We start from the raw sequence: 13861 nt of genomic DNA on the forward strand, positions 1-13861 counted from the left end.
AAGCAAAGGCCGGCGTCGCCGCCGGCCTTGCCTCGATCGGACGACCCCGTGTAGGCGGTCGCCTAGCTGATTACCAGCCGATACCTACGCCAACACCGCCGGAAGTCTCACCTCCGCTGACGGCGGCACCGAAGGTCAGGGCAGCCCGCGGGGAAATCGACCGCGAGTAACCGACCGACAGTGCGCCCTGCCCCTTGTAGCCACCCGCACCGACGCCGAGCTTGTTGTCGCCGCTGACGGACTGGGCGCTGAACGCCATCTGCGACATCGCCGCACCCATGGCGCCGACCTTGTTCAGGCGGTCGTTGAGGTTTTCGAAGCGATGGTCGACCTGGCGCTTGTAGTCATCGAAGGCACCGCCGCTGACCACGTCGCCAAACTTCTGGTCCGTGTAAGCCTTGGCGCTGTTCAGGGTGGTTGCATCGCCCTGGTCGGCATAAGACTTCGCGGTGGTCAGGGCCTGGTCGACCTGGCTCACGTTCGCGGCATCGGTCGGCGAGGTGCCGGCCGCCACGTTGGTGATCCGGCGCTCGTTGCCGGCCGAGCCGATCGACACCGTGCCGGCCTGGTCGGCGACCGAGTTCGCACCCAGGGCGACACTGCCCTGCGCCGCGGCGGTCACCGTTGCACCGGTACCGACCGCTGTGCTGTCGGCGGCGTCGATGTGAGCGCCGGTGCCGATCGCCAGGTCGGTCGGGTCCTTCGCGTGGCTGCTGGCGCCGATCGCCGTGCCGTTGCCGGTGCCGCGCGGGACGCCCGTCGAGGTATCCACGGTGGTCTGCAACGAGTCGACCCGGGTGTTCAGCGCCGAGATCGCCCCGTCGAGGGCGCCGACGGCGCCACCGACGTTGTTATAGGACGAGCCCTGCACGCTGTACGACGGCCCGACGAAGCCGTTGACGCCCATCGTCGCGCCGCCGCCGAGCGCCATCGCCAGGCTGTTGCCCATGGCATTACTGCCGGCCGAGAGCGAATTGGTCACCATGCTGTTCAACTGGCTCAGGTTCACCGCGTCGTTGGCCTGGGTGCCGTCGGCCACGTTGGTGACCTGGCGCATGTTGCCCGCCGAGCCCACCGAGACCGTGTTGGCGCGGGTCGCGGTCGAGCCGCTGCCCAGTGCCACCGAGTTCACCGCGGTGGCACGCGCGCTGTCGCCGATGGCCGTGGCGCTGGCGGCGGCCGCATTCGCGGATGCACCCAGGGCCGTGCCGGATTCCTTGCTCGCGGTCGAGAAGGCACCGATCGCCGTGGACAGGTCGCCGCTGGCGGTGGCGTTCGAACCGACGGCCGTGCCGTTTGCCTTGTTGGCGAGCGAATGGGCACCGACGGCGATCGTGTTGTCGCCATGCGTCTCGGCGTAGTCACCCACCGCCACGCTGCTGGCGCCGGCGGCCCACGTATTGATGCCGAGGGCTGTCGCATTCTCGGCAGGGGCATACGCGAAGTAGCCCACGGCCGTGCTGCCGACACCGGCCGCGGCGGTCATGCCGCCGAGCGCGGTGGCGAAGTCCTCGGTTGCCTGGGCACCGGCACCGAGTGCGGCGGCGCTGTCGCCGGTCGCACCGGTGTAGACCAGGCCGAAGTCACCGAGGTTGGCCGGGCCACCGACGGCCACGGCGCCGCTGCGCGTGGCCGCGGCACCCATGCCGATGGCCGTCGCGTTCTCGCCCGAGGCGCTTGCCACCGCGCCGAGGGCGGTGGCCTGGGCGCCGGATGCACTGGCACCCACGCCATACGCCGACGAGGCGAAGCCTTCGGCGCTGGCGCTGGCGCCAACGGCCGTGGCCGCCGTGCCGGCGCTGGTGGCACCGAGGTCGACCGGGTTGCCCTGCGCATCGCCGATCAGCGGCGTACCGTCTTCGTCCACGGCCACGCCACCGACGGCGACGCTGGCCGCGCCGTTCGCACTGGCGCTGGCACCGAAGGCCGAGCTGTTCTGGCCGCTGGCGAACGCACCATTACCGACGGCCGTGGCATTGACGCCATAGGCCGATGCAACCGTACCCAGGGCCGTCGCCCCATCGGCCAGCGCGGCCGCGCCGGAACCCGCGGCGGTGGCGAAGTTGCCGGCCGCCGTGGCGTCGTCGCTGCCGTCACCTGCACCGTTGGCCTTGAAGTAATGGCCGGCATCGCTGGTGGAGGACGCGATGGCATCGAGCTGGGCCTTGTTCACCGCATCGGTGGCCTGCGTACCGGCCGCGACGTTGGTGACCTGGCGCTCCGCGCCCGTGGCCCCGACGGAGACAGTGTTGGCGCGCGAAGCGACGGAGCCCGAGCCGAGTGCGACTGCATTGGCTGCACTGGAGGTTGCGCCGGCACCCAGGGCCGTCGAGTTGGCAGCGCTCGCCACCGAGCTCACGCCCAGGGCGGTCGCGTTGTTGCCGGCGGCCGCCGCGTTGTAGCCCACGGCGGTCGACAGGGTGCCACCCGCGAGGCTGTACGAACCCAATGCCGTCGAACCCGGGCCAACCGCGTCGGAGAGGAAACCGGCCGCCAGCGACTGCTCGCCTTCGGCGAAGGCCGCCGTGCCGAGTGCGGTCGACAGGTCGCCCGTGGCCTGCGCGCTGGCGCCCACCGCGGTGGCAGCGAGGCCGGACGCCGTGGTCACGCCAACGCTATCGCCGCTGGCGTTGGTCACCAGCGGGTTGCCGTCTTCGTCGACAGCCTCCCCGCCGATCGCCGTGGCGCTGTTTGCCGTGGCCTGCGAACCGCTGCCGTAGGCCGCGCTGTTCACGCCCGAAGCGAACGACGACGAACCCGTCGCCGTGGCGTTGGCGCCGGTGGCGAACGATCCCGAACCGAACGCGCTGGCGCCCTCGGCACCGGCGAATGCACCCGAGCCGGATGCCGTGGCGAAGTTACCCACCGCCGTCGCGTCGTCGCTGCCGTCGCCGGCACCGTTAGCCTTGAAGTAATGGCCGGCGTCGCTGGTGGCGGACGCGATGGCATCGAGCTGGCCCTTGTTCACCGCATCGGTAGCCTGCGTGCCCGCCGCCACGTTGGTGACCTGGCGTTCCGCGCCGGCACTGCCCACCGAGACGGTGTTGGTGCGCGTGCTGACCGAGTTGGCTCCGAGCGCGACCGAATTCGCCGCGTTGGCCGTGGCACCGACACCGAGCGCCACCGAGTTGCTGGCGTTCGCGGTGGCCGAGTAACCGGCGGCGAGCGACAGCGTGCCCGGCGCGTAGCTGTAGGAACCAAGTGCCGTGGAACCGGCACCCGATGCTTCGGAAAGGAAGCCAACTGCAAGGGCCTGCTCGCCTTCGGCGAACGCCGCCGTGCCCACCGCCGTGGACAGGTCGCCCGTGGCCTGCGCGCTGGAACCGAGCGCCGTGGCCGCCAGGCCGGAAGCCGTGGCCGGACCGACGCCGTCACCGCTGGCAAGGGTCACCAGCGGCGCGCCATCTTCGTCCACCGCCTGGCCACCGATCGCCGTGGCGCTGGCGCCGGATGCCTGCGAACCGCTGCCGTAGGCGGCGCTGTTGATGCCCGAAGCGAACGACGACGAACCTGTCGCCGTCGAATTCACGCCTGTGGCAAACGAACCCGAACCGAAGGCGCTGGCGCCATCGGCACCGGCGAACGCACCCGAACCCGACGCCGTGGCGAAGTTACCCACCGCCGTCGCGTCGTCGCTGCCGTCGCTCGCGCCCGTGGCCTTGAAGTAATGCGCGGCATCGCTGGTGCTCGCCGACACGGCGTCGAGCTGGTTCTTGTTCACCGCATCGGTACCTTCGGTTCCGGCGGCGACGTTGGTGACCTGGCGTTCGGACCCGACATCGCCGACGGAGACGACGTTATCGCGTTCCGCGTTCGAGCCCTGGCCAAGCGCGACGGAGTTGCTGCCGAACACCGTGGTGTTCGCGCCGATCGCCGTGCTGTTGTCGCCGACGGCCCATGCGTTTGCACCGATCGCCACGGCATTGGGCACTTCCAGGCCGAACAAGGCGAAGCCCGTCTCGGCGTAATTACCGATCGCGATGCTGCCTTCGCCTGCGGCGCTCGCGCCGCCACCGAGTGCGACCGCGCCATTGCTGTAGGCCGTCGCACCGCCGCCCGCGGCGAGCGAGAGATCACCCGCGGCATACGACTGGGCACCGAGCGCCACCGCGTACTGGCCGTCGGCCTCGGAAAGGAAACCGCTCGACAGCGACTGCTCGCCCTGCGCGAACGCGGCCGTGCCGACCGCCGTGGCGAACTGCCCCGAGGCCTGTGCGCTCGAACCCAGCGCGGTGGCGGCGAGGCCCGAGGCCGTCGCCGGTCCGACCGCTTCGCCGGTTGCGTTGTAGGTGATCAGCGGGTCGCCGTTCTCGTCCACGGCCTGTCCACCGATCGCCGTCGCGCTGTTGGCCGTGGCCTGTGCGCCACCGCCGTACGCGGCGCTGTTCTTGCCCTGGGCCGTCGAGCCGTAGCCACTGGCCGTGGCGCTATCGCCCTGGGCGAAGGCACCCGCGCCCAGCGACGATGCACCGACACCGTTGGCGCTGGCGCCGTTGCCGATCGCCGTCGCGTAGTCGCTGTCGGCGACGCTGCTGGCACCGAAGCTCGATGCGCCCGCGCCGTCCGCGATGCTGCTGTAGCCATTGGCCGTGGCGTCGTCACCGAATGCCGCGCTGGCTGCACCGGTCGCCGTCGACCGCGCGCCGGAAGCCTCGCTGTTGGCGCCCACGGCCGTGCTGTCCGCCGTGGCGGCATTGGCCAGTGCGCCGACCGCCGTGGCGTTGCTGTCGCCGGCGTAGCTGTTGCCACCCACCGCCGTGGCGTTGTCGCCGTTGGTGGTGGAGACCGCACCTACGGCCGTGGAAAATTCGCCTACGGCAATCGCCTCGGCACCGAGTGCGCTCGCACCGAGCGACTGCGCGGCCGCGGCTTCACCGAGTGCCGTCGCCGAATCGGCCGCGGCATAGCTGTTCCAGCCCACCGCCGTCGCGTAATCGGCGACCGCCCAGGCGCCCGCACCCAGTGCCGTCGAGGCATAGCCGGTGGCCTGCGCCGTGAAGATGCCGAACGCACTGCCGCCAACGGCGACGCTTTCGTCACCCTCGGCCGTCGCGCTCTCGCCGACCGCGACGCTGCTCACGCCACTGGCCGTGCTCTGTGTACCCACGGCCGTGGAGTAATCGCCGAGCGCATTGGCGACCGCACCGAGCGCGGTCGACTGCGAGCCGCTGGCATAGGCGCCCACGCCGAACGACGACGCGGCGAAACCGCCCGCCTGCGCGCTCGCGCCCACCGCGGTGCCACCGACATCGGCGCTCGTCGCACCGACCTCGACGGAGACGCCGCCGTTGGTGATCAGCGGATTGCCATCCGCATCCACCGCCACGCCGCCGACGGCGACGCTACCCGGACCGTTGGCCTGGGCCTGTGCGCCATAGGCGGCACTGTTCTGACCGGTGGCGACCGCGCCGTAGCCCGTCGCGGTGGAGTTGCCGCCCGAGGCGAATGCGCCGCTACCGAAGGCGCTGTCGCCCGTGCTACCGGCAAACGCGCCGGAACCGGCGGCCGTGGCGTAGTTACCGATGGCCATGGCGTCGTCGCTGCCGTCTTTCAGGCCATTGGCCTTGAAGTAATGCTGTGCGTCGGCCGTCGCATCGGACAGCGCATCGAGCTGGCGCTTGTTCACGGCGTCCGTCGCCTGCGTGCCATCGGCGACGTTGACGACCTGGCGCTCGGCACCGTTGCGACCCACCGAGACGGTGTCCGCGCGGTTGGCGATCGAATTCGCACCGAGCGCGACGCTGTTGTTGGCCACGGCGCGTGCGCCCGTGCCGATCGCCGAGCTGGACACGTTCGCTGCGTTGGCGCCCTGGCCGAACGCGACGCTATCGTCGCCCGCGGCACGCGAGCCCTGGCCGAACGCCGAAGAGAAGTCACCCGCGGAGCGCGCGTCCTGGCCGACCGCCGTGCTGTAAAGCCCGCGCGAGCGGGCGCCATCGCCGAGGGCGACGCTGAAATCACCCATCGCGCGTGCATCCGGCCCGCAGGCAAACGCCTGGGTACCATTCGCCACCGGCGCGAGGCCGCTGGCCATGCTGCAAACCGAGCCTGCCTCGGCCGAAGGGCTGGCAAGCGCAAGCGCTGCGCCCGCCACCAGCGGCAGGGCGGCCATCGCGGCACGGAGGCGTCGGGAGGCGCCACCCTTGCCGTTCGCGCTTGCATGCTCCGAGGCAACCACCAGGATGCCGAGCGACTTGTTCCAGACCTTGCTGTAAATCGTGTTCACGTAAACGTCTCCCCGTAGGTACCGCGAATGCGGACATGGAACGGGCGCGCGATGCGCTGCCTCGATGCCTGCCCGATGAATCCCCCAAAGCGAACCCGGGCCGCGCGAGGCGGCCCGGGCTGTTTCCCCTTACTGCGTGTAAACCGCCTGCACCGTGACGCCCGAATAGGCCTTCACGCCGGTGACCTGGAGGTACCAGGTGCCGGTAGCCGGGGTGGCCTTGGTGTAGACCTCGGCGTTGCCCGTGCGGTTGGCGACGGCGGTGAACGCGGTCGCGCCCGGTGCCTGCACCGCGATCGACACGTCACCCGAACCACCCGCGGTGCGGAACGTGAGCGTCTTGGCGCCGGCCGGAACCGACAACGCATACACCCGCGTGCTGCCTGCGGCGCCGGCCTGGTTGGCGAGGCCAACGTTGTTGCCCAGGGCGATGGCGTCCGGGATGGCTGCGTGCCACGCCGTGTACTGCGCCTGCGTCTGCGCGTCGTTGAAGCACGCGTTGAGGCTGGTCAGCTGGGTCGGGGTGATCAGGCCGGAGTTACCGAGCGTGGTCGCGTAGGCACGGATCGCCGTGCGGTAGGCAGCCAGCGTGGCGGCGTCGCCCGCGATGATCTTCGCGTTGGAGACCACGTTGGCACCGACGATCACGCCACCCGGAACGACGGTGGCGATGCCGGTGTCGCAGGTGAGCAGCTTCTGCGTGCCCGAAGCGAGCAGCCAGCCTTCATCCTTGAACAGCGCCGGGGTCAGGTCCACGTCGATCTGGCCCATCAGGTCCTGGTTGATCGCGTATTCCATGATCGCGTTCGGGGTGAGGCGGGTGTCGTAATGCGAGAACGACGAGCCCTGCGCCAGCACGGTCGGTGCATAGAGCTGCACGTTGCCCTGTGCATCGGCACCGGCCAGGCCCGTGCCCTTGCCCACGGCACCGGTCAGGCCGGCGAGGTTGGCCTTGAGCTTGTTGCCATCGACCTGGCTCACGGCGATCGTCGGGATGTTGATCGTCGTGGTCGGCGTACCACCCGGGGTGATCGCGCCTGCCTGGTTGTTGGCAACGAGCACCGCCTTGGCGCCCGCGGTCTGTGCAGCGGCCACCTTGTCGGTGAAGTTGCAGGTACCACGGTCGATCAGGGCGATCTTGCCGGCGATGGCCGAGGCATTGGTGATCGCGGAGCAGGCATCGGCCGGAGCCGCCTGGACCACGGCACCGCTGAAGTTCGATGCCGTGGCGAGCGGACCGAAGGCACCCTGCGAGTAGGTGTAGTCGCCGACGGCGGCGGCCGGGGCCGACACGTGGAAGACATCCGGCTGGCCGAGGGCGAGCGGCGCTTCCGCCTTCACGGTGGGGCCGGTGAAGACGAGGTTGCCGTCATCCAGCGCGGCCGTGACGCGCTCGGCGTTGGTCAGGTCGTACCACTTCTTCTGCTTCGTGTCGTTGTAGACGAAGCTCGAATAGATGTCGGGACGCGCCACGCCATCGCTGCCCACGTACGGCGAGCCGGTGGTCAGGCTGTTGAAGCCCGAGAAGCCCAGGCCGTGGGCCATTTCGTGCAGCACCACGTTGAGGAAGTTGATCGAACCGGCCGGCGTATTGCCGTCCAGGCCGTAGTACCACTTCGACCCCTCGAGGCAGCCGGTGGAACCCAGCGCACCGTTGAACTGGCTCTGGATGTCGGCTTCGCCCGGTGCGCCGTCTTCACCGCTGAGGGCGTCGAACAGGGCCGAGTGATACCAGGTGTTGCGGACGGCGCGTGCCGGCAGCGTGCTGGTGTTGTCGAAGTAGAAGATGTACGTCGTGCCCGACGAGCCGAGCACGCCCGAGGTGGCGTCGCAGGACAGCTTTTCGAACGTGGCGTTATTGGTGATGGTGACGTCGCTCTGCAGCACGGCACCCCAGACATCGGCGGCGAACTGGAACACGTTCAACGCCTGCTTGCCGACCGTGGTGCCGGGGTTGCCGCCCACCGGCGTCGCCGGCGTGGGGTCGTCGAGGCCCTTGCCGGTGCCCACGTCCTGGTTGACGATCTTGATCTCGGCCGCGCTGGCGCCCATCGCGCAGAACAGGCCAGCCGCGGCGAGCGCGGTGAACAGCATGTTGCGGCGGATCATTTCACCACCTCCGGCGCCTTCGGCGCAGCCTGTACGCCGTGGTCGTCGTGATGCACGTTGAGGCTGCCATCCGGCATGCGTTCGGCGACGACGCTGCTCATCAGTTCCTGCGGCACGCGGACGGCCTGGGCACGCACGCCATTACCCAGCGAGACGGTGCGGAAGGTGCTGCGCGCGTCGGCTGCCGTGCGCGGCTGTGCGCCCATCAGCGAAGCCTTGCTGCCATCGACCGCAAACGCCCGGGCCAGCGCCGAACGCTCTTCGGCGGTCGGCTCGCGCAGGCGGCCGGTGGACGGGTCGATCGCAACCTGCACGCCCTGGACCATGACGGTCTGCGGCGGGGCGGCCGTCGGTGCATCGGCGGCGTGTACGGCCCCCGCGAGGGCGAAGACGCCCGTTAGCACCAGGCCCGCGGCCTGTGCCAGTGTTCGTGAATACATTGCCCTTACCTCCCTAAAACGGCGGCGGGGACCCCTCCCCGTACGCCACGCCAGCGAAGACCCCCTCGCTGGCGGCTAACGAAAAGCCATCGGTGCGCCCCCTGGCGCTGGCTTTCCAGAACCTGCCGGCACGTGGCCGGCAGGCAGTCATGCGTTATGGCGAAACGAAACGGGCGAGCACGCTGACGTTGGCGTAGCTCGCCGGGCTGGTCACCGTGAGGTACCAGGTGCCGGCGGCCGGACGTGCAACGGTGACCGTCTCGTTGTTGGTGCCTTTCTTCGCCGACACCGTCTCGGTGCCGGCCGTGCCGTTCTTCACCGCAATGGATACGTCGCCGGTGCCGCCGGACGTGGTGAAGACCAGCGTGCGTGCACCGGCCGGGACGTCGATCGCGTAGACCTTCGCCGAGCCGTCGCCGGACTGGCCGGTCGCCGCCACGCCGTTGGCGAGCGTCGTCGTGCCATCGCCCGGCGTGCCACCGTCGTCGTTGCCCAGTGCCTTGTTCACCGCGGCGTAGGCGTCGACGATGCCGGCACCGATCACCTTGTCCGGCGAGGACGGGAACGGATGCGCCGTCGAGGTAAGCAGTGTCTTGATGGCGGCAGGCGTCGGCGTCGGCAGGTTGGCTGCCTTCACCGCGGAAAGGATCAGCGCCACCGTGCCGGTGACGTGCGGCGTGGCCTGCGAGGTGCCGGCCATGCCGCCGTACGACGGCGTGGTCGGCTCGTGCGTGCCGGCATTGATCGCCGACCACGAGAAGCCTGCGTCGACGGTCGTCGTCGCGCTGCCTGCGTCGTTGGGATAGATGCCGCCGCCCGGCGCCGAAAGGGCCACCTTCGTGCCGTAGTTCGAGTAGTAGGCGCGCTTGCCGGTGATGCCGTTGGAGGCCACGGTGATGACCCCCGGGCAGCTCGACGGCGTGTAGTTCGCCGCATCGCCATTCGAGTTGCCGGCGGCAACCACGACGGTCGTGCCACGCGCGATCGCCGCGGTGATGGCGTCGGCGGTCACGGCGTCGTCGGCGCAGGAACCCGAGCCACCGAGGCTCATGTTGATGACCTGCGCCGGATGCGTGTTGTCGGGGACGCCGTCGACGTGGCCGCCGGATGCCCAGGTGATGCCATCGGCGATGTCGGACGTGTAGCCACCGCAATGGCCGAGCACGCGCACCGGGAGCAGCTTCGCGTTGTAGGCGATGCCTGCCATGCCGGTCGTGTTGTTGGTCAGCTCGGCGATGTTTCCCGACACGTGCGTGCCATGCCAGCTGGAATCTTCCTGGCGATCGCCCTGCGACGGATCGATGCAGCCGCCGTTGGCGACGAGGTACTTGGCCTCGGTGGTCCAGTCGCCGGTATCCCAGCCGCCGGCTGCGCGGTCATCGGTCGCGCGACCGGAGACGAAACCATCCGAGATGAAATCGTAACCAGCGTCAGCGAGCGAGAGGTCGATGTCCGGATGGCTGGTGATGCCCGTGTCGAGCACGGCCACGGTGATGCCGGTGCCGTCGGCCAGGTTCCACGCGTTGGCGACGTTGCTGCCGCCCTTGTTCGCGTAGCTGCTGGTGTCGCTGCCGATCTTCTCCGCGGTGCCATCCGGTGCGCGGAAGTGCCACTGGTAGCGCGCGTAGTACGCGTCGTTGACGACCACCGGCGAGACCGCGGCCGCGGGCGTCGCGGGAATGTCACGAACCGCCTGCATCATCACGTCCGCTTCGACGTGCGCGACCGCGGGGTTGGCTGCGATCTGGCGGATCAGTGCATCGGCTTCCGTGCGCGACAGCTTGCGCGTGGTGCGCACGAGGTCGGCGCCGGTGCCCAGCTTGCGGCCGTAGATCGCGACCGGCGCGGCGGCCTTGCCGGCGCGCAGGGAACTGGTGGTGTTGGCGGCGCCTGCCAGCGCGGCACTGACGGCCTGCGTGGCGGCGGCATGGTTGCTGCGTTCCGTGCTGCCGTCACGATATTTGACGATGAAGCGGTCGTAGGTGCCGGAAGCACGCAAGGTGCCTACAGTGAACGTCGCCTTGGGTGCCATGGCGCCCGCTGCGAAAATGCCCGGCGTAAAGCCGAGGACCAGCGAGGCGACGAACGCACTCGCAGTGATGCGATTTCCCATCTGCACTACCCCTTGCCCGTGGTACTGCTGAGGCGGCCGGTTGCCGGCTGCCATCCCTTTCTGACACCTGTGACAGGCGTCCCCTGCGCGAAAAGCGTGAGATCCTTCTGAACTGCCTCCGTGGCGGCGTGGAATCGACGATTCGTGATGCCCGTCACACGAACCTAGCAGCATGAAAATACGAACGTCAATAATTCGACGCATGAAACTGTGTCAGCCAAACGGACTAGCCCAATTTCTTGCGGCAAACTGCGTTCGGACGGCCATACATGTTTTAATTCATGGCTTTGCGTGGCGATAACGCATCACCCATCGCCGCTTCCAATTATTTCAATGCGAAAGAAATCATGGACTTGATCGACATCGGTGCGAACCTCACGCACGAATCTTTTCGAACTGACTTCGATGACGTGATGGCCCGTGCGCAGGCGCATGGCGTGGGTCGAATGATCGTCACCGGGGCCTCGCGCGAAGGCAGCGAGCACGCACTGGCGCTTGCCCAGGCAAGCAACGGGCGGCTTTTTGCCACGGCTGGCGTGCATCCCCACCATGCCGTCGACTACGACGATGCCACCGACGCGCTATTGCGTCGCCTCGCGGCCGAGCCCGAGGTGCGTGCCGTGGGCGAGACTGGGCTCGACTACAACAGAAATTACTCACCCCGCGACGTCCAGCGCGTCGTCTTCGAGCGCCAGCTGGCGATTGCCGCCGAGTTCGGCATGCCGCTGTTTTTGCACCAACGCGATGCACACCACGACTTCGTTGCGCTATTACGGCGCTATCGCGACCGCGTACCGGCCGCCGTCGTCCACTGCTTCACCGACACGAGCGAGGCCCTGCGCGACTACCTCGACCTGGATTGCCATATCGGCATCACCGGATGGATCTGCGACGAACGCCGCGGTGCGCACCTGCGTGAACTGGTGAAACTGATCCCGGCGAACCGCTTGATGCTCGAGACCGATGCCCCGTACCTGCTCCCGCGCACGCTGCGGCCGATGCCGAAAGATCGCCGCAACGAGCCGATGTACCTGGCGCACATCCGCGACGAAGTGGCGAAAGACCGTGGCGAAACGCGCGACGCGGTCACCGAGGCATCGACGCGCACCGCCGAAGCCTTCTTCGGCCTAACCCCCGTGTAGGAGCGCACCTGTGCGCGACAGCTTTTTTGCAGAGTCATAGCCTGGGAGCGATGGTTTTTCGCGAAACCATCGCGCGCAGGCGCGCTCCTACAAAAGCGGCATCGTGTCAGCCCGAGTGCAGCCCGGTCAACGCAGCCTCGGCCAGGTCGAGCTCGCGCACCAGCGTGCGCAGGGTCTCGTCGTTGATGCTGTGGTCGCGGCGCATGTCGTACAGCTGCCTGCGCTCGGCGCGTAACGCGGCAAGCCGCATCACCCTCTCCGTGCCCGCTTCCGCGCGCGCCTTCTCGGGGATGTCGCCTTCCTCGCCCGCGGCCTCCATGCGCTGCTGGTAATCGGACATCACCCGAGCGGCCACGCGCGAGGCGAGCGCGATGGCGTCGGCATCGCCGCCGTCCTCCACCTTCTGCTGCTCGGCGGCGATGCCACGCAATGCAGCTTCCGCCGCCAGCGCACGCGCCATGCGCTCTTCGCGCACGCGTGGATCCTCACCGGGCAGCTTCAGCCCCTTGACCGACAGCGGCAGGCCCACCGAGCCAAGCAACAACGTGCAGAGGATCACGCCGGTGGCCAGGAAAATCATCAGGTCACGGACCGGAAACGGTACGTCGGCGGATTTCATCAGCGGCAGCGAGAGCACACCCGCCATGGTGATGGCACCGCGCACGCCGGCCAGCGCCGTCGTCCACATCAGGCGCGTGCCGACCTTCGGTCGTTGCTTGCCATGGGCCAGCGCCCGCATCAGCACGAAGCGCAGCGACACCCACACCCAGATGAAGCGCAGGATGACCAGCGCCAGCGTGATGGCGACGATGTAGCCGGCGAGATACCACATCTCGCCGCCACCCGCCTGCGCAAGATCCAGCTTCGCGCCATCCACGATGCCGGGCAGCTGCATGCCGAGCAGCAGGAAGATCAGGCCGTTGAACACGAACTCGATCATCGACCACACCGCGCTGTTCTGCATGCGCGTGGCGACATAGCCACCCTTGAGCACGTCGGTGTAGTTCATCATCATGCCGGCGACGACGGCGGCAAGGATGCCCGACACCTCGAAGTGCTCGGCGAGCAGGTAGGCGGCGAACGGCAGCAACAGCAGCAACGCGACCTGGCTGGCCGGATCGACTTCGCCACTCCAGCGCACGAGGCGACGGCGGAACATCCCGAAGACATACGCCACCAGCGCGCCGGCCGCGACGCCACCCAGCGCCATGACGGCAAACTGCCCGGAGGCCCGCGCAAGCGAGAACGTCCCGGTCAATTCCGCCGCCACGGCGAACTGCAGCGCGACGAGGCCGGACGCATCGTTCAACAAGGCTTCGCCCGAAAGGATATGCATCAGGCGAGGCGGCATCCGCGTCCCACCCGTCACCGCGGAGGTCGCCACCGCATCGGTCGGCGACAACACGGCCGCGAGGGCGAAGGCGACCGCCAGCGGCACGGTCGGGATCATCCAGTGCACGAAGTAACCGACGCCGACGATGGTGAAGAACACCAGGCCCACGGCCAGCGCGAGGATCGGTCCGCGCATCAGGAACAGTTCGCGCTTGGGAATGCGCCAGCCGTCGGCAAACAGTAAGGGCGGAATGAACAACAGGAAGAACAGGTCGGGGTCGAATTCGACATGCACGCCGAACGGACGTGCGAGCAAGGCGCCCAGCACGATCTGTACGACAGGCAGTGGAAGGCGCACGGGAAGGAGGCGGACGACGGCGCCGGAAAGCGACACGACGAGCAGGAGGACGAGGATAGTGATGACGATGGACATAGGGTCGAACGCTACCGAGCGAGGGGGTCGAAGGGCAAGCCGAAAGCCCGGTGAAAGCGTGTTTTC

The 13861-nt window shown here is 68.7% G+C and carries 6 protein-coding genes; 1 reads left to right on the forward strand and 5 read right to left on the reverse strand.

The features are described 5' to 3' along the window. Positions 1–70: 70 nt before the first annotated feature. From KPL74_15630 to KPL74_15645, 4 genes are all read right to left on the reverse strand, one after another. Positions 71–6226 carry a YadA-like family protein gene (locus KPL74_15630; protein QWT19169.1) on the reverse strand — a complete coding sequence of 2052 codons (6156 nt, stop codon included), beginning with the start codon at positions 6224–6226 and terminating at the stop codon, positions 71–73. A gap of 129 nt (positions 6227–6355) precedes the next feature. Then, positions 6356–8335 (reverse strand): pre-peptidase C-terminal domain-containing protein, encoded by a 1980-nt coding sequence (locus KPL74_15635; GenBank protein QWT19170.1) that lies wholly within the window; start codon positions 8333–8335, stop codon positions 6356–6358. Further along, entirely contained in the window at positions 8332–8775 is a 444-nt protein-coding gene (locus tag KPL74_15640; GenBank protein ID QWT19171.1) for a hypothetical protein, read from the reverse strand. Before KPL74_15640 ends, KPL74_15635 begins: the two co-directional genes overlap by 4 nt. A gap of 154 nt (positions 8776–8929) precedes the next feature. Then, positions 8930–10888, reverse strand: coding sequence for a S8 family serine peptidase (locus tag KPL74_15645; protein QWT19172.1), 1959 nt, complete (start codon positions 10886–10888; stop codon positions 8930–8932). Positions 10889–11235: 347 nt separating this feature from the next. Here KPL74_15645 and KPL74_15650 point away from each other — a divergent pair, with 347 nt between their 5' ends. Further along, on the forward strand, positions 11236–12030 hold the full coding sequence (locus KPL74_15650; GenBank protein QWT19173.1) for a TatD family hydrolase: 795 nt from the start codon (positions 11236–11238) through the stop codon (positions 12028–12030). Positions 12031–12136: 106 nt separating this feature from the next. On the opposite strand, the gene KPL74_15655 is transcribed toward KPL74_15650, so the two are convergent. Further along, entirely contained in the window at positions 12137–13795 is a 1659-nt protein-coding gene (locus KPL74_15655; protein ID QWT19174.1) for a Na+/H+ antiporter, read from the reverse strand. Positions 13796–13861 lie beyond the last annotated feature (66 nt).

Origin of the sequence: Bacillus sp. NP157 (assembly GCA_018889975.1) — a bacterium.
Classification (GTDB): domain Bacteria; phylum Pseudomonadota; class Gammaproteobacteria; order Xanthomonadales; family Rhodanobacteraceae; genus Luteibacter.